This is a genomic window from Variovorax sp. 38R, assembly GCF_014843395.1.
Lineage (GTDB): Bacteria > Pseudomonadota > Gammaproteobacteria > Burkholderiales > Burkholderiaceae_C > Variovorax > Variovorax paradoxus_H.
Window position 1 is genome coordinate 6,719,058 of sequence record NZ_CP062121.1, and the last position, 15,927, is coordinate 6,734,984.

Below are 15,927 nucleotides of genomic sequence, written 5' to 3' on the forward strand. Positions count from 1 at the left end.
CTGCGCAGCCGGACATGATTCGGCTGTCGCACTGTCGCAGGACAGAGGTGAAACCCGGTGGAACGGACGTGTTACTCCCCCTCACATCGAGGGCAATGCCGCCCGATCCGCCGCTGTTGCTTCACTGCGCTGGTTTGGCGCGCTCGGCCAGCCGCTTGCGGTACTCGGTGGTCGTCAGGCCCGCGAAGCCCCAGTCGTCGGTGTCGATCTCCTCGATCACGATGTGCGTCCATTCCGGTGGCTTCTTCAGCACCCGTTCGAGCGTTTCCGTGAACTCGGCAATGACCTGGGTCTTCTGCTCGCGCGTGACGCCGTCGCGCGTGATCTTCAGATTGATGAAAGGCATGGTGTGCTCCTTACCACTTGCCGGTGCTCATGCCGCCATCCACGGGCAGCACGACGCCCGTCGTGAAATCGGCGCTCGTGAGGTAGAGCACCGCATCGGCGATCTCCTGCACGGTCGCGATGCGGCCGGCGGGCGCCAGGCCATTGAGAAAGCCGTGCTGCTCGGGCGTGTACAGCGGCGTGTCCACGATGCCGGGTGCCACCGCATTCACCTTGACGTTGTACGGCGCGAGTTCGAGCGCCAGCGCGCGCGTCGCGGCATTGATGCCGCCCTTGATCAGCACCGGCAACACCGCCGGCACCTGCTGGTTCGGCTGCAGCGCGATGCTCGCGGTGATGTTCACGATGTGTCCCTGGCGGCGCGCGACCATGTGCTTTGCCGCGGCCTGCGAGGCGTAGACGAAGCCCTTGAGGTTGGTGGCCACCATTTGCTCGAGGTCGTCTTCGGTGTAGTCGACGAAAGGCTTCGCGTTGAAGATGCCCGCGTTGTTGATGAGCACGTCGACCTGGCCGAAGCGCGCCACGGCGCGGTCGACGAGCTGCTGCGCCGTGTCGCGGCGGCCGATGTCGCCCGCCACGCCGAGAAGGCGCGCCGGGTTGCCGAGCTGCTTCGCGGCGGCCGCGAGCCGCTCGTCGGTGCGCGCATTCGCGACCACGTTGAAGCCGCGCGCGAGGTACGCCTGCGCAAGGCCCAGGCCGATGCCGCTCGAGGCACCGGTGATGACCACGGTGAGGGAAGAGTTGTCCTGCATGTCGGTTCTCCAGGGAAGTTGATGACGTGGGGAGAACTGTATTGATGACGCATCCATAGATAAATCACTAGACTCGCACTTCACTTGATACGCGAGGTAATCAATCCATGCAGCGGCAGTTCGGCGACATCCTCCTGGGCAGCATCGAGTTGTTCTGCCTCGCGGCGGAGAGCGGCGGCTTCACCTCGGCGGCACTCGCGGCCGGCGTGACGCCCGCGGCCGTGAGCCGATCGATCTCGCGGCTCGAGAAGCGGCTGGGGTTGCGGCTGTTCGTGCGCACCACGCGCAGCGTGCGGCTCACCGACGCGGGCCGCGCCTACTTTGCGCAGTGCCGGCAGGCGCTGGCGCAGCTCGCCGAGGCCGAGCGCGAGGTGATGGGCCAGCAGGCGCTGCCTTCGGGCACGCTGCGCATCAGCGTGCCGACCACCTACGGCCACCACCGCATCCTGCCGATGCTGCCGGCGTTTCGCGAACGCTTTCCCGACATCCGGCTGCACGTGCACCTGAGCAACCGCAACATCGATTTCGTGGAAGAGGGCTACGACATGGCCGTGCGCGTGCGGGCCCAGCCCGACTCCACGCTGATCGCGCGGCACCTCGAGGATGCGGACCTGGTCGTGGTCGCCACGCGCAAATACCTGAGGAAGGCCGGCACGCCGCGCACGCTGGACGATCTTGCCGCGCACGAGTGCATCCAGTTCGAGCTGCCCAGCAGCGGCCGCCGCATTTCGTGGCTCTTCAAGGAGAACGGCAAGGACCGCGAAGTGTTTGCGGACGGCGCCTACAGCTGCTCCGACGACGTGCTCGGCGGCGTCACGCTCGCGAAAAGCGGCGCCGGGTTGTTCCAGACCTATCGCTTCGTCGTGGAGAAGGAACTGGCGGACGGCTCGCTTGTCGAGGTGCTAAAGCCCTTCGCGGGCCGTTCGCGGCCCTACACGCTGCTGTACCCGGACGGGCGCCACGTGCCGCTGCGCATGCGGGTGTTCATCGATTTCCTGATGGCGCAGCGAGCCGGGTGATGCCCGCCACGCAGGCTCACACGCCCAGCAGTTCTTCCAGCACCTTCGGCTCCGCCAGCAGCTCCGCCGAAGCCCCATGCCGCACGATCTGCCCCTTCTCCATCACCACCGCCAGGTCCGTGTGCGCGAGCACCTTGCGGTAGTCGCGGTCGACGATCAGCGTGGCGATGCCAGTGCTGCGGATCTCGCTGATCACGCGCCAGATCTCGGCCACGATCAGCGGGGCGAGGCCTTCGGTGGCTTCGTCGAGGATCAGCAGGCGCGGGTTGGTCATGAGCGCGCGGCCGATCGAGAGCATCTGCTGCTCGCCGCCCGACAGCTGCTGGCCGCCGTGCGAGAGCCGTTCCGACAGGCGCGGAAAGGTGGCCATCACGCGGTCGAAGGTCCAGGCGCGCTGGCCGTCGACGCCGGCGCGTTCGCTCATCACGAGGTTCTCGCGCACCGACAGGTTCGGAAAGATGCCGCGGCCCTCGGGCACGTAGCCGATGCCCAGGCGGGCCATCTTCTCGGGCGGCAGGCCGGTGACGGTGCGGCCATCGACCTGCACTTCGCCTGACGCCGGGCGCACGTAGCCCATGACCGTGCGGATGAGCGTGGTCTTGCCCATGCCGTTGCGCCCGAGCAGGCCGACCGAGGTCGCCGCCGGAATGCCGGCATGCACGCCGCGCAGGATGTGGCTGTTGCCGTAGTAGGTGTTGAGGTCGCGAACGATCAGCATTTTCAGTGTTGCTCCTCGCCGAGGTAGGCGGTGCGCACTTCGGGGTTCTCGCGAATCGACTTCGGGTCGCCGGTCGCGATGACGGTGCCGTTCACCATCACGGTGATGCGGTCGGCGATGCGGAACACGGCGTCCATGTCGTGCTCCACCAGCAGGATGGCATGCGTGGCCTTCAGCCGCGCGAGCAGCGTGAGCATGCGGTCGGTTTCTTCGGCGCCCATGCCGGCGAGCGGCTCGTCGAGCAGCAGCACGCGCGGGTGGGTGGCCAGGCACATCGCCACTTCGAGCTGGCGTTGCGCGCCGTGGCTCAGCGTGCCGGCGATGCGCCGGGCCTCGGCCGTGAGACCGGCGGCGTCGAGCGCGGCGTCGGCCGACGCGTTGCTGGTGGCGCAGCGCTGCGACGACTGCCAGATCGCCCACGGTTTTGCCGTGGCGGCCTGCGCGGCGAGGCGGCAGTTCTCGTGCACGCTGAACTCCGGGAAGATGGTCGTGCGCTGGTAGCTGCGGCCCACGCCGTCGCGGGCGCGGCGCGACTGCGCACGCGCGGTGATGTCCACGCCGTCGAGCGCGATGCGGCCTTCGGAGGCCTCGATCTCGCCCGAGAGCATGTTGATGAGCGTCGACTTGCCGGCGCCGTTGGTGCCGATCACCGCATGCACTTCGCCGATGTGCAGGTCGAGCGTGACGGCGTTCACGGCGGTGAGGCCGCCGAAGCGGCGCGTGAGTTTGTCGACGGACAGCAGTGCGGTCATGGTGTTGCTCCTTCCCCTTCCGGGGGAAGGTTGGGATGGGGGCACGCGGCCTTCGAGCCTGCGCGGCGTTGGAGGCCATCAGCCCCCACCCCGGCCCTCCCCCGGGAGGGGAGGGAGAAATTCAAAATCGAAGCCAGGACGCGGGTCATGCGCCTCCCTTCGGCGACAGGCGCTGCACGAGCCCGATCAGGCCCTTGGGCAGCAGCGCCACGAACACGATGATCGCAATGCCCAGCGTGAGCTGCCAGTGATCGGCCAGCGGCCCCATCACCGCATGCGTCGAGAAGATTTCCTTCAGCAGCGTGAATGCGACCGCACCGATCACCGCGCCGCGCAGGTGGCCGAGGCCGCCGAGGATCACCATCAGCAGCACCTCGCCCGAGTTGTGCCAGGCCATCAGCTCGGGGTTGACCACGCCATCGCGCGAGGCCAGCAGAAAGCCTGCAAGTCCGGCCAGCGCGCCCGCGAGCACGAAGGCCGCGAGCTTGTAGCCGTACACCGGAAAGCCCGCGGCGCGCATGCGCTGCTCGTTCACGCGGATGCCCGCGAGCGCCGCGCCGAAGCGCGAGCGGCGCACCAGCGCGAGCAGGCCGTAGGTGAACACCAGCGAGGCCAGCACCACGTAGAACAGCACGCTGCGGTTTTCCATGTCGAGCGCGCCGAGGGCGGGGCGCACGTACAGGTAGATGCCGTCGCTGCCGCCGCCGACCTTGGTGTCGTGGAACACGAAGAAGGCCATCTGCGCGAAGGCCAGCGTGACCATGATGAAGTACACGCCGCGCGTGCGCAGGCTCAGCGCACCGACGAACAGCGCATACAGCGCCGCCGCGCCCATCGACAGCACCAGCAGCACCGCGAAGTTGCCGCCCTCGCTGCCCGAGGCCAGCACGGTGACGTACGCGCCGATGCCGTAGAAGGCCGCATGGCCCAGGCTCACGAGCCCGGTCATGCCCACCAGCAGCTCCAGGCTGAGCGCGAAGATCGACAGGATCATCACCTTGACGATGAAGTCCGACGCGTAGTTGCCCAGCAGCGGACCGGCCACGGCGAGGGCGATGGCGCACAGCACGGGCACGACGAAGGCGCCGCGCCGGGGCGACGAAGGTGCGGATGCAACCACGGGGCTCATGGCCGCCTCCCCATCAAGCCTTCGGGCTTCCAGATCAGCACGATGGCCATCAGCAGGTAGATGCCGATGCCGCTGAGGTCGGCGAAGAACACCTTGCCGAAGGTGTCGACAAAACCCACCAGCAGCGAGGCGACGAGCGCCCCGGTGATCGAGCCGATGCCGCCGATCACTACGAGCACGAAGCAGATGATGAGCACGCTTGCGCCCATGTTCGGGTACACCGAGGACATCGGCGCGGCGATCATGCCGGCGAGCGCCGCCAGCGCCACGCCGGCCGCGAACACGATGCGGTACAGCCGCTTCACGTCGATGCCCAGGCCGCGCACCATGTCGCGGTTGCTGGCGCCGGCGCGGATCATCATGCCCAGGCGCGTGCGGTTCACCACGTAGTACAGGCCCACGGCCAGCACGATGCAGGCGGCCGAGGCGAACAGGCGATACCAGGGGTAGCTCATGACATTGCCCAGCGCGAAGCTGCCGTCGAGCCACGCGGGCACCTTCACGCCGTGCACGTCGTTGCCCACGAAGATGGAGCGCAGTTCCTCGAACACCAGGATGAGCCCGTAGGTCATGAGCACCTGCTGCAGGTGGTCGCGCTGGTAGAGGTAGCTGAAGAAGGCCCACTCGAGCACGTAGCCGAAGATCGCGGCCAGCACCACGCCGGCCACCAGCATCAGCAGAAACTGGTCGCCGAACAGCGGCGCCAGCGAGAACGCCAGGTAGGCGCCGATCATGTAGAAGCTCCCGTGGGCGAGGTTGATGACGCCCATGATCCCGAAGATCAGCGTCAGCCCCGAGGCCACGAGAAAGAGCAGCAGGCCGTACTGAACGGAGTTCAGGCACTGCACGAGAAAGGTTCCGAAATCCACCGTGAGATCCCAGTTGGTTGTGGTTGCCGCAAGGCGGCTCGCAGCCCCGTGAACTTGATCGGGGGCCGCGAGGGAACGAGACGAACGTCGGGGCTTGTGGCCCGCTACCTACTTACATCCGGCAGCCGCGAGCAGGATCAGACAGGCCCTTGATAGCTGTGCTGACGAGCTTGTTTTCCTTGCCATCGACCTTGCGCAGGTAGATGTCCTGCACCGGGTTGTGCGACTTGCTCATCGTGAAGGTGCCACGCGGGCTGTCGATCTTGGCCTTCTCGATCGCGCCCGTGAACTCGGCCTTCTTCGAGATGTCGCCCTTGGTGGCGTTCAGGCCCACGCCCAGCATTTGCGCGGCGTCGTAGCCCTGCACCGCGTACACGTCGGGCTGCAGCTTGAACGACTTGGCATAGGCCACGCGGAAGGCGTTGTCGCGCGGGGTGTTCAGGCCGTCGGCGTAGTGCAGCGTGGTGAGCATGCCTTGCGCCGATTCGCCCTGCGCGTCGAGCGTGCCGTCGGTCAGGAAGCCGGGGCCGTACAGCGGGATGGTCTTGTTCAGGCCGGCGGCCTGGTAGTCCTTGACGAACTTCACCGCGCCGCCGCCCGCGAAGAAGGCGTACACCGCATCGGGCTTGGCCGCCGCGATCTCGGTCAGCAGCGCCTGGAACTCCACGTTGGGGAAGGGCAGCGTGAGCTGCTTGTCGACCTTGCCGCCGTTCTTCTCGAAGCCTTCCTTGAAGCCGTTGACCGACTCTTCGCCGGCCGCGTACTTCCAGGTGATGGTCATGACCTTCTTCTTGCCCTGCTGCTTGGCCGCCACTTCGCCCATGGCGAAAGCCGGCTGCCAGTTGCTGAACGAGCTGCGGAAGATGTTGGGTGCGCACATGGGGCCCGTGACCGCGTCGGCGCCGGCGTTCGGCACGATGAGCACGGTGCCGCTTTCCTTGGCGGCCTTGGCCATGGCCATGGCCACGCCCGAGTGCACGGTGCCGACGATCACGTCGACGTTGTCGCGCTTGATGAGCTTGTTGACGTTGTCGGTGGCCTTGGCGGGGTCGGACTCGTCGTCGACCTTGAAGTATTCGATCTCGCGGCCCGCGAGCTTGCCGCCCTGCTGTTCCACGTAGAGCTTGAAGCCGTTTTCAATGGCCACGCCCAGGGCGGTGTAGGTGCCGCTGTAGGGCAGCATCAGGCCGACCTTGAGCTTTGCCGTGCCTTGCGCGCCGGCGGCGGTGGCCAGTGCGGCGAAGGCGATGGCCGTGAGCGCCAGGCGCGCGGTGCGAAGGTTCGTCATGGTGTCTGTCTCCTGTTGTTGGTGATGAAAGAAGCGGTCGCGACGATGACACGATCCGGCTGATCGCGATGCGGGGAATGCCCGCATTCAGGGATTTCGAGCAGCTCGCATTTCCCACTGACGCGCGGTGCGATGTCGCGGATCTGCGCGAGCGTGCCGTATTCGTCGTCGATGCCCTGCACCGCGAGCACGGGGCAGCGGATGGTGGCCAGCTCGGCCTCGATGTTCCATTCGCGAAAGGGCGGGTGAAGCCAGATGCGGTTCCAGCCCCAGAAGGCCGAGTCCGCGCTGTCGTGGTAGCGGCCGAGCTTGGCGGGCAGGTCGGTGGTGCGGTAGGTGCTGCGCGCGATCTCGATGTTCGCAACGGTCTTGTCTTCCACGAAGAGGTGCGGCGCGAGCACCACGAGGCCTTCGACCTTGTCGGGGAAGCGCGCGGCATACAGCAGCGAGATCGAACCGCCGTCGCTGTGGCCGAAGAGCCAAGGTTTTTCGTCGCCGAACTTCAGTGCGGCGAACAGCGCGGGCAGCACCTCGTGCGCCTGGCGGTGCATGAAGTCGACGTCCCAGATCTCGTCTTCCGCGCGCGGCGTGGAGCGGCCATAGCCGGGGCGCGAGAATACGAGGCCGCGTGCACTGGTGGCTTCGCAGACTTGCGCGGGGAAGTCCTTCCACATGGCGACGGAGCCCAGGCCTTCGTGCAGGAAGACGATGAGCGGGGTGTCGGGGCTGCGGTCCGGGGCGATCCATTGGCACTCGATGCGGATGGGGCGGCCGCGCCAGTCGATGGTGGCGAAGTCGATGCTCATCGCATTGCTCCTTCCCCTTCCGGGGGAAGGTGGGGATGGGGGCAAGCGGCCTTCGAGGCTGCGCGACGTTGGAGGCCGTCAGCCCCCACTCCAACCCTCCCCCAGCGGGGGAGGGAGGAAGAAAAAGACAGGGGTCGACTCATGCCTGCTTCTCGCGTTCGCGCAGCCGGAAGCGCTGGATCTTGCCGGTGGCTGTCTTCGGCAACTCGCTCACGAACTCCAGAAAGCGCGGGTACTTGTACGGCGCCAGCCGCTCCTTCACGAACGCCTTGAGTTCGTCCTCAGAAACGACGGCGCCATCCTTCAGCACCACGAAGGCCTTGGTCTTCGTCAACCCATCCGCATCGTCCTTCCCGATCACCGCGGCCTCGAGCACGGCCGGGTGCTGCATCAGCGTGGCCTCGACCTCGAAGGGCGACACGTAGATGCCGCTGACCTTGAGCATGTCGTCGCTGCGGCCCGCGTACGTGAAGTAGCCGTCGGCATCGCGCGTGTACTTGTCGCCGCTCTTGGTCCAGCCGCCCTGGAAGGTGTCGCGCGACTTCTCGCGGTTGCACCAGTACATGAGCGCCGAGCTCGGGCCGCGGATGTACAGGTCGCCCACCTCGCCGTCGGGCACGGGGCGGCCGTCTTCGCCGCGCAGCTCGACCTCGTAGCCGTCCACCGGCTTGCCGGTGGTGCCGTAGCGCACGTCGCCGGGGCGGTTGGAGATGAAGATGTGCAGCATCTCGGTCGAGCCGATGCCGTCGATGATCTCGCAGCCGAAATGCGCCTTGAAGCGCTGCGCGATCTCACCCGGCAGCGCCTCGCCGGCGGACGAGCACATGCGCAGTGCGACCGCCTCGCGCGCCGGCAGCTTGGGTGATGCGAGCATGCCCGCGAAACCGGTGGGTGCGCCGAAGAACACGGTGGGCTTGTGTTCGGTCCAGCGGCGGAAGGTGGCATCGGGCGTGGGGCGTTCGGCCATCAGCACGACGGTGGCGCCCACCGACAGCGGGAAGGTCAGCGCATTGCCCAGGCCGTACGCGAAGTACATCTTGGCGGCCGAGAAGCACACGTCGTCTTCGGTGAGGCCGAGCACCGGCTTGCCGTAGAGCTCGGCGGTCCACCACAGGTTGGCGTGCGTGTGCACCGTGCCCTTGGGCTTTCCGGTGGAGCCGGAGGAGTAGAGCCAGAAGCCAGGGTCGTCCGACGCGGTGGGTGCCGGTGCGGGCAGGGGCTCGACGGCGGCGAGCGCGGCCTCGAACTCTTGCGCGCCCTCGGGCAATGCACCCGTCGGTTGCGACACGAACAGCGTCTGCACTTCATGGCCACCGCGCGACATCGCATCCTGCAAGGTCGGCAGCAGCGCGCCCGACACCAGCACCGCCTGCGCGCGGCTGTGGTCGAGCATGTAGGCGTAGTCGTCGGGCGTGAGCAGCGTGTTCACGGCGACGGGCACGATGCCCGCGTAGAGGCAGCCGAGAAAGTTCACGGGCCAGTCGTTGCCGTCGAGCATGAGCAGCAGCACGCGCTCTTCGCGGCGCAGGCCTGCGGCTTTCAGCGCGGCGGCCAGGCGGCGCGCGCGGTCTTCGAGCGGGCCGTAGCCCAGCGTGCCGCGGTCGTCGATGTAGGCGGTGCGCTCGGCGCGGCCGCGGTTGAGGGCGAACAGGTGTTCGGCAAAGTTGAATCGTGCGGGCAGGCTGCTCATCGTGTGTCTCCTTGGGGCCTGTGCGTGGCGGGCTCTAGAGGCCGAGGGCGGCGAGCACGCCGGGGCTCGCCTGCACCGCGCTCTTGCGGTGATAGAAGTCGAGCGCGCGCAGGCCGCCCAGCTCGGCGCCGCCGCCCGCGCGGCCGGGTCCGCCATGCATCGACATCGGCATCACGTTGCCGTGGCCGGTGTGGGCCTGCGCGACCTCGGGCGTGATGACGTGCACGCGGCCGTGGCTCGGTGCGACCGACAGCGCGGCCTGGGCGAGCGCGGCATCGTCGCTGCCATAGAGAGAGGTGACGAGCGAGCCCTGGCCACGGTGCGCGAGCGCGATGCCGTGCGCGAGGTCGTTGTAGGGCAGCAGTGTGGCGACGGGGCCGAACACTTCGACGTCGTGCACGCGCTGCGCCGCGTCGGCGTCGCGCGCGCCCAGCAGCACGGGGCCGATGCAGGCGGCCACCGCGGGGTCGGCGTCGATGAGGGGCTTGTTGCTGCTGTCGTGCAGCACGGTGGTCTGCGCGGCCAGGGCGTCGAGGCCGTCGCGCACGGCGTTCAGCTGCGCGCGGCTCACGAGCGAACCCATGCGCACGTTCTCGTTGCGCGGGTTGCCGACGGTCACGCCCGCGAGCTTGGCGCCGATGGCTTCGGCGGCGGCGTCGTACACCTCGGCCGGCACCAGGATGCGGCGGATGGCGGTGCACTTCTGCCCCGACTTGACCGTCATCTCGCGCACCACTTCGCGCACCAGCAGGTTGAAGGCCTCGCTGCCGGGCGCGGCGCCGGGCAGCAGCAGGGCGCTGTTGAGGCTGTCGGCCTCGATGTTCACGCGCACCGAACGCTCGGCCACGGCCGGGTGCGAACGGATGAGGGCGGCCGTCTCGGCCGAGCCGGTGAACGAGACCACGTCGAAGGGCTGCAGCTGGTCCATCAACCCGGCCGAGCTGCCGCAGATGACCGACAGCGCGCCGGCCGGCAGCACGCCCGCATCGACGACGTCTTTCACCATGCGCTGCGTGAGCCATGCGGTGGCCGTGGCGGGCTTCACGATCACGGGCACGCCAGACAGCAGCGCGGGCGCGGCCTTTTCCCACAGGCCCCACGAGGGGAAGTTGAAGGCGTTGATGAACAGCGCCACGCCGTGCGTCGGCACCTGCAGGTGCTGCGACTGGAACACGGGCTCCTTGCCGAGCTTCACGGCGTCGCCGTCGCGCAGCGCGCGCACGTCGCCGAGCGCGTCGCCCCACTTGGCGTACTGGCCGAGCGTGAAGATCGCGCCGTCGATGTCGACCGCCGAGTCGTTCTTCACCGTGCCGCAGTTCGCGGTGGCGATCTCGTAGTACGCGTCGCGGTTCGCCTGCAGCACCTTCACGATGGCAGCGAGCAGGCCGGCGCGTTGGCGGTAGGTGAGGGCGCGCAGCGCGCGGCCGCCCTGTGCGCGGGCGAAGCTGAAAGCTTCGGACAGGTCGAGGCCGGTGGCGTCGACGCGTGCGAGTTCGGTGCCGAGCACCGGGTCGAACAGGGGCGTGCCGGCGCCCGTGCCGCTTTGCCAGCGGCCGGCGACGTGGTTGGCGAGAAGGTCGGTCATGGGGTGAACTTGATCTGCCCTTCGGGCAGCAGGTAGAGGACGAGCGCGCGGCCTTGGGCCACGGTCGGGCGGTGTGCGGTGCCGGGCCCGTAGACGCACCAGCCCGCGGGCCGTCCGTCGAAGGTGGCGGCGGGGGTGTCGTCCAGCGGCATGATCAGGTCGATCTCGCCGTTCGGGTGCGTGTGGTGCGGGCCGGCGAGGTCCTGCATGTCGACCACGTCGACCGAGAAGCGGTGCAGCGCGTCCTCGGCCTTGAAGACGCGGCCGTATTTGATGCCGCCACCTTCGCGGTCGCACAGCCAGCCTTCGGCGACGCCGCCGATGCAGGCCTGGCGCAGTTGCGCAAAACGGGCGCTGCCGGCGCCGTGGGTGGCGTTGAGCCACTGGTCGAGCGTGGCGTCCAGCGGCTGGCCGGCGATCTCTGCGGTCAGGTCGGCGATCAGCTGGTGAAATGCCGCCTTGCCGATGGCGGGCGTGGGGGTGTCGGACATCGTGGGCCTCGAACGGATGAACTATCGACTTCTTGCAGGAAGGCTGCGCGTGCAGTATCTTGCGTGTGATCGAACAATAAGCAGCGAGACAACAGGTGTCAAGCAATATAGTGCATCTATGGTGTTTACCCTGAGCGCGCACAATCCCGGCGAAGAACGAGGAATGGCATGAACGAGCATGTAGACGCGGTGCTGGCCACCGCGCCCGAGGGCGGCACCGGCAACCACGGCGCCGCCGTGGCCGGGGAGGCCAAGAACCCGCTGCTGGTGGCACTGGGCGACCGCGTGCGCAATCTGCGCGCGCAGCGCGGCCTCACGCGCAAGGCGGTGGCCCTGTCGGCCGACGTGTCGGAGCGCCACCTGGCGAACCTGGAATACGGCATCGGCAACGCATCCATCCTGGTGCTGCAGCAGGTGGCCGGGGCGCTGCACTGCTCGCTGGCCGAGCTGGTGGGCGACGTGACGACCAGCTCGCCCGAGTGGCTGCTGATCCGCGAACTGCTCGAGCACCGCAGCGAGGCCGACCTGCGCCGCGTGCGCGTGGCGCTCGGCGAGATGTTGGGCACGGCCTCGGTCGACCCGGCGCGGCACCGGCGCATCGCGCTCGTGGGGCTGCGCGGCGCGGGCAAGTCGACGCTGGGCCAGATGCTGGCCGAAGACCTCGAAATTCCGTTCATCGAGCTGAGCCGCGAGATCGAGAAGCTCGCGGGCTGCAGCGTGCGCGAGATCCACGACCTGTATGGCACCAACGCCTACCGCCGCTACGAGCGCCGCGCGCTCGAAGAGGCGGTGCAGATCTATAGCGAGGTGGTCATTGCCACGCCCGGCGGCATCGTGTCCGACCCGGCCACCTTCAACGAACTGCTGGCCCATTGCACCACCGTGTGGCTGCAGGCCGCGCCCGAGGAGCACATGGGCCGCGTGGCCGCGCAGGGCGACACCCGCCCGATGGCCGCCAGCAAGGAAGCCATGGAAGACCTGCGGCGCATCCTGAACGGGCGCGCCGCGTTCTATTCGAAGGCGGACCTGTCGGTCGATACGAGCGGAAAGACGCTCCAGCAGAGCTTCCAGGCGCTGCGCACGGTCGCCCGCCAATCCATAGGCCTGGTCTAGGCCTCTGCAATCTGAAAAAAAGCACAACAGGCATTGACTTGCCTGTTTGCATGCAGCATGATGCATGTCATCGGAACAAGGAAGTGCATTATTATTCCTGTTCACGGTTTTCTGAACACAGCCCCACAGGAGACTTCCGCATGACCGACACCACGCTCCAGGCGCCCCAGCGCGTCGACTACCGCATCGAACCTGCTCAGTACCGCCACTGGTCGCTGAGCTTCGAAGGCGCCATTGCGCGCCTCACGCTCGACATCGCGGAAGACGGCGGCATTCGCCCCGGCTACAAGCTCAAGCTCAACAGCTACGACCTGGGCGTGGACATCGAGCTGAACGACGCGCTCAACCGCATCCGCTTCGAGCACCCTGAAGTGCGCAGCGTGATCGTCACCAGCGGCAAGGACCGCATCTTCTGCTCGGGTGCCAACATCTTCATGCTGGGCGTTTCGAGCCACGCCTGGAAGGTGAACTTCTGCAAGTTCACCAACGAGACGCGCAACGGCATGGAAGACACCTCCAAACATTCGGGCCTGAAGTTCCTCGCGGCCGTGAACGGCGCCTGCGCCGGCGGCGGCTACGAGCTGGCACTGGCCTGCGACGAAATTTTGCTGGTGGACGACCGCTCCTCGTCGGTCTCGCTGCCCGAAGTGCCGCTGCTCGGCGTGCTGCCCGGCACCGGCGGCCTGACCCGCGTGACCGACAAGCGCCACGTGCGCCACGACCTCGCCGACATCTTCTGCACCAGCGTCGAAGGCGTGCGCGGCCAGCGCGCGGTCGACTGGCGCCTGGTCGATGCCGTGGCCAAGCCCGCGCAGTTCCCCGCCGCCGTGCAGGACCGCGCCACGCAGCTCGCCGCCGGCAGCGACCGCCCGGCCGGCGCCAAGGGCGTGGCCCTGACCCGCGTCGAGCGCACCGACAGCGCCGACGGCATCGCGTACGCCAACGTCAATGTGCAGATCGACCGGAGCAAGCGCACGGCGACGATCACCGTGAAGGCGCCCACTGGCGCGCAGCCGGCCGACATCGCCGCCATCGAAGCCGCGGGCGCTGCATGGTGGCCGCTGGCCGTGTGCCGCGAGCTCGACGACGCCATCCTCAACCTGCGCACCAACGAACTCGACGTCGGCACCTGGCTGCTCAAGACCGAAGGCGACGCCGCCGCCGTGCTCGCCTCCGACGCCGTGATGTTCGCCCACAAGGAGCACTGGCTGGTGCGCGAAACCATCGGTGGCCTGCGCCGCACGCTGGCGCGCCTGGACGTGTCGTCGCGCAGCCTGTTCGCGATGGTCGAGGCCGGCTCGTGCTTCGCCGGCACGCTGGCCGAGCTGGCCTTTGCGGCCGACCGCACCTACATGCTCGCGCTGCCCGACGATGCCGCGCGCGCACCGAAGCTCACGCTCAACGAATTCAACTTCGGCTTCTTCCCGATGGTGAACGACCAGAGCCGCCTGCAGCGCCGCTTCTACGAAGAGGCCGCGCCGCTCGAAGCCGCGCGCGCCGCCGCCGGCCAGGCGCTGGACGCCGACGAGGCCATGAAGCTCGGCCTCGTGACCGCCGCGCCCGACGACATCGACTGGGACGACGAGATCCGCATCGCCATCGAAGAGCGCGCCGCCATGTCGCCCGACGCACTCACCGGCCTCGAAGCCAACCTGCGCTTCGCGAGCAAGGAGAACATGGCCACCCGCATCTTCGGCCGCCTCACGGCCTGGCAGAACTGGATCTTCAACCGCCCCAACGCCGTCGGCGAAAAGGGCGCTTTGAAGGTCTACGGCACCGGTCAAAAAGCCGGCTTCGACCTGAACCGCGTTTGAGCACAGAGCAGTCCGCACAACCCAAGGAACAACGATGAGCACGATCAACTACAGCGAGAAGATCCCCAACAACGTCAACCTCGGCGAAGACCGCACGCTGCAGCGCGCGCTCGAAGGCTGGCAACCCAACTTCATCAACTGGTGGGACGACGTGGGCCCCGAAGGCTCGACCAACCATGACGTGTACCTGCGCACGGCCGTGAGCGTCGACCCGCAGGGTTGGGCGCAGTTCGGCCACGTGAAGATGCGCGACTACCGCTGGGGCATCTTCCTGAACCCGGGCGACGCCAACCGCGAAGTGCACTTCGGCGACCACAAGGGCGAGAAGGTCTGGCAGGACGTGCCCGGCGAACACCGCGCCAACCTGCGCCGCATCATCGTCACGCAGGGCGACACCGAGCCCGCGTCGGTCGAGCAGCAGCGCCACCTGGGCCTCACGGCGCCCTCGATGTACGACCTGCGCAACCTGTTCCAGATCAACGTGGAAGAAGGCCGCCACCTGTGGGCCATGGTCTACCTGCTGCAGAAGCACTTCGGCCGTGACGGCCGCGAAGAGGCCGATGCACTGCTGCAGCGCACCTCGGGCGACGCCAACAACCCGCGCATCCTGGGCGCCTTCAACGAGAAGACGCCCGACTGGCTCGCGTTCTTCATGTTCACCTACTTCACCGACCGTGACGGCAAGTTCCAGCTGGCCGCGCTGGCCGAGAGCGCGTTCGACCCGCTGGCGCGCACCACGAAGTTCATGCTGACCGAAGAGGCGCACCACATGTTCGTGGGCGAGAGCGGCGTGTCGCGCGTCATTGCGCGCACCGCGCAGGTCATGAACGAGCTGAAGACCGACGACGCGCAGAAGATCCGCGCCGCCGGCTGCATCGACCTGGGCACCATCCAGCGCTACTTGAACTTCCACTACTCGGTGACCATCGACCTGTTCGGTGCCGATCAGTCGAGCAATGCCGCCATCTTCTACAGCTCGGGCCTGAAGGGCCGCTACGAAGAAGGCAAGCGCGACGACGACCACGTGCTCAAGGGCCAGACCTACAAGGTGCTCGAGGTGAAGGACGGCCAGCTCGTCGAGAAGGATGTGCCGATGCTCAACGCACTGAACGAAGTGCTGCGCGACGACTTCATCAAGGACTCGGTGGCCGGCGTCGGCCGCTGGAACAAGGTGCTCGAGAAGGCCGGCATTCCGACACGCCTGTCGGTGCCGCACAAGGCCTTCAACCGCCAGATCGGCGCACTCGCCGGCATCAAGATGTCGCCCGAGGGCCGCGTGGTGAACGAGGTCGAATGGGCCGCCAAGCGCGACGAATGGCTGCCGAGTTCCGAAGACTTCGCTTTCGTGGCATCGTTGATGGGCCGTGTGATCGAGCCGGGCAAGTTCGCAGGCTGGATCGCACCGCCGGTGATGGGCATCAACCGCCAACCGGTCGATTTCGAGTACGTGCGTTTCGGTTGATTCGGGATTTCGGTATTGCTCCTTCCCCTCCCGGGGGAAGGCTGGGATGGGGGCCAGCAGCGTGACCACGACGAACGCCGCTGGCCCCCACCCA

At 67.6% G+C, this 15,927-nt stretch carries 15 protein-coding genes; 4 read left to right on the forward strand and 11 right to left on the reverse strand.

Translation table 11 applies throughout. The annotated features are described in order from the left end of the window. Positions 1-121 precede the first annotated feature (121 nt). Positions 122-346 carry a tautomerase family protein gene (locus IG196_RS31245; protein WP_192194327.1) on the reverse strand — a complete coding sequence of 75 codons (225 nt, stop codon included), beginning with the start codon at positions 344-346 and terminating at the stop codon, positions 122-124. A 10-nt stretch (positions 347-356) separates the two neighbouring features. Further along, positions 357-1,097: an SDR family NAD(P)-dependent oxidoreductase gene (locus IG196_RS31250; RefSeq protein ID WP_192194328.1), complete on the reverse strand. Its 741-nt coding sequence runs from the start codon at positions 1,095-1,097 to the stop codon at positions 357-359. A gap of 107 nt (positions 1,098-1,204) precedes the next feature. On the opposite strand from IG196_RS31250, the gene IG196_RS31255 reads away from it, so the two are divergent. After that, positions 1,205-2,116: a LysR family transcriptional regulator gene (locus IG196_RS31255; protein WP_192194329.1), complete on the forward strand. Its 912-nt coding sequence runs from the start codon at positions 1,205-1,207 to the stop codon at positions 2,114-2,116. A 16-nt stretch (positions 2,117-2,132) separates the two neighbouring features. Here the strand turns inward: IG196_RS31255 and IG196_RS31260 are convergent, their stop codons facing one another. The 9 genes from IG196_RS31260 to IG196_RS31300 all read right to left on the reverse strand — a co-directional run bounded on the left by IG196_RS31260 (position 2,133) and on the right by IG196_RS31300 (position 11,444). Beyond that, entirely contained in the window at positions 2,133-2,834 is a 702-nt protein-coding gene (locus IG196_RS31260; protein ID WP_192194330.1) for an ABC transporter ATP-binding protein, read from the reverse strand. A 2-nt stretch (positions 2,835-2,836) separates the two neighbouring features. Continuing rightward, entirely contained in the window at positions 2,837-3,586 is a 750-nt protein-coding gene (locus IG196_RS31265; protein ID WP_192194331.1) for an ABC transporter ATP-binding protein, read from the reverse strand. Between the two features lie 145 nt (positions 3,587-3,731). After that, on the reverse strand, positions 3,732-4,715 hold the full coding sequence (locus IG196_RS31270; RefSeq protein WP_192194332.1) for a branched-chain amino acid ABC transporter permease: 984 nt from the start codon (positions 4,713-4,715) through the stop codon (positions 3,732-3,734). Beyond that, the gene (locus IG196_RS31275; RefSeq protein ID WP_099794373.1) at positions 4,712-5,584 is read right to left on the reverse strand and encodes a branched-chain amino acid ABC transporter permease; all 873 of its coding nucleotides are present in this window, start codon (positions 5,582-5,584) and stop codon (positions 4,712-4,714) included. Before IG196_RS31275 ends, IG196_RS31270 begins: the two co-directional genes overlap by 4 nt. A 112-nt stretch (positions 5,585-5,696) precedes the next feature. Next, positions 5,697-6,872, reverse strand: coding sequence for an ABC transporter substrate-binding protein (locus IG196_RS31280; protein WP_192194333.1), 1,176 nt, complete (start codon positions 6,870-6,872; stop codon positions 5,697-5,699). Beyond that, the gene (locus IG196_RS31285) at positions 6,869-7,678 is read right to left on the reverse strand and encodes an alpha/beta fold hydrolase (protein ID WP_192194334.1); all 810 of its coding nucleotides are present in this window, start codon (positions 7,676-7,678) and stop codon (positions 6,869-6,871) included. The genes IG196_RS31280 and IG196_RS31285 overlap by 4 nt, the downstream gene beginning before the upstream one ends. 139 nt (positions 7,679-7,817) lie before the next feature. Continuing rightward, positions 7,818-9,368: a benzoate-CoA ligase family protein gene (locus tag IG196_RS31290; RefSeq protein ID WP_192194335.1), complete on the reverse strand. Its 1,551-nt coding sequence runs from the start codon at positions 9,366-9,368 to the stop codon at positions 7,818-7,820. A 34-nt stretch (positions 9,369-9,402) separates the two neighbouring features. Then, complete coding sequence (locus IG196_RS31295) at positions 9,403-10,953, reverse strand: 3,4-dehydroadipyl-CoA semialdehyde dehydrogenase (protein WP_192194336.1); 1,551 nt, start codon at positions 10,951-10,953, stop codon at positions 9,403-9,405. Beyond that, positions 10,950-11,444 (reverse strand): DUF4863 family protein, encoded by a 495-nt coding sequence (locus tag IG196_RS31300; protein ID WP_192194337.1) that lies wholly within the window; start codon positions 11,442-11,444, stop codon positions 10,950-10,952. Before IG196_RS31300 ends, IG196_RS31295 begins: the two co-directional genes overlap by 4 nt. Before the next feature lie 168 nt (positions 11,445-11,612). Between IG196_RS31300 and IG196_RS31305 the strand changes: the two genes are divergently transcribed. The 3 genes from IG196_RS31305 to boxB all read left to right on the forward strand — a co-directional run bounded on the left by IG196_RS31305 (position 11,613) and on the right by boxB (position 15,833). Continuing rightward, positions 11,613-12,557, forward strand: coding sequence for a helix-turn-helix transcriptional regulator (locus tag IG196_RS31305; RefSeq protein ID WP_192194338.1), 945 nt, complete (start codon positions 11,613-11,615; stop codon positions 12,555-12,557). Positions 12,558-12,697: 140 nt separating this feature from the next. Next, positions 12,698-14,371: a 2,3-epoxybenzoyl-CoA dihydrolase gene (gene boxC, locus IG196_RS31310; RefSeq protein WP_192194339.1), complete on the forward strand. Its 1,674-nt coding sequence runs from the start codon at positions 12,698-12,700 to the stop codon at positions 14,369-14,371. 34 nt (positions 14,372-14,405) lie between these two features. Beyond that, a complete protein-coding gene (boxB, locus tag IG196_RS31315; protein ID WP_192194340.1) occupies positions 14,406-15,833 on the forward strand; it encodes a benzoyl-CoA 2,3-epoxidase subunit BoxB in 1,428 nt (475 codons plus the stop codon). Positions 15,834-15,927: the final 94 nt, after the last annotated feature.

Bases quoted from the DNA above. Each gene is read 5' to 3' on its own strand.
- boxB (WP_192194340.1), top strand. From the start codon at position 14,406: ATGAGCACGATCAACTACAGCGAGAAGATCCCCAACAACGTCAACCTC.
- IG196_RS31250 (WP_192194328.1), bottom strand. From the start codon at position 1,097: ATGCAGGACAACTCTTCCCTCACCGTGGTCATCACCGGTGCCTCGAGC.
- IG196_RS31300 (WP_192194337.1), bottom strand. From the start codon at position 11,444: ATGTCCGACACCCCCACGCCCGCCATCGGCAAGGCGGCATTTCACCAG.
- IG196_RS31265 (WP_192194331.1), bottom strand. From the start codon at position 3,586: ATGACCGCACTGCTGTCCGTCGACAAACTCACGCGCCGCTTCGGCGGC.
- IG196_RS31285 (WP_192194334.1), bottom strand. From the start codon at position 7,678: ATGAGCATCGACTTCGCCACCATCGACTGGCGCGGCCGCCCCATCCGC.
- IG196_RS31290 (WP_192194335.1), bottom strand. From the start codon at position 9,368: ATGAGCAGCCTGCCCGCACGATTCAACTTTGCCGAACACCTGTTCGCC.
- IG196_RS31295 (WP_192194336.1), bottom strand. From the start codon at position 10,953: ATGACCGACCTTCTCGCCAACCACGTCGCCGGCCGCTGGCAAAGCGGC.
- IG196_RS31280 (WP_192194333.1), bottom strand. From the start codon at position 6,872: ATGACGAACCTTCGCACCGCGCGCCTGGCGCTCACGGCCATCGCCTTC.
- IG196_RS31255 (WP_192194329.1), top strand. From the start codon at position 1,205: ATGCAGCGGCAGTTCGGCGACATCCTCCTGGGCAGCATCGAGTTGTTC.
- IG196_RS31260 (WP_192194330.1), bottom strand. From the start codon at position 2,834: ATGCTGATCGTTCGCGACCTCAACACCTACTACGGCAACAGCCACATC.
- IG196_RS31245 (WP_192194327.1), bottom strand. From the start codon at position 346: ATGCCTTTCATCAATCTGAAGATCACGCGCGACGGCGTCACGCGCGAG.
- boxC (WP_192194339.1), top strand. From the start codon at position 12,698: ATGACCGACACCACGCTCCAGGCGCCCCAGCGCGTCGACTACCGCATC.
- IG196_RS31270 (WP_192194332.1), bottom strand. From the start codon at position 4,715: ATGAGCCCCGTGGTTGCATCCGCACCTTCGTCGCCCCGGCGCGGCGCC.
- IG196_RS31305 (WP_192194338.1), top strand. From the start codon at position 11,613: ATGAACGAGCATGTAGACGCGGTGCTGGCCACCGCGCCCGAGGGCGGC.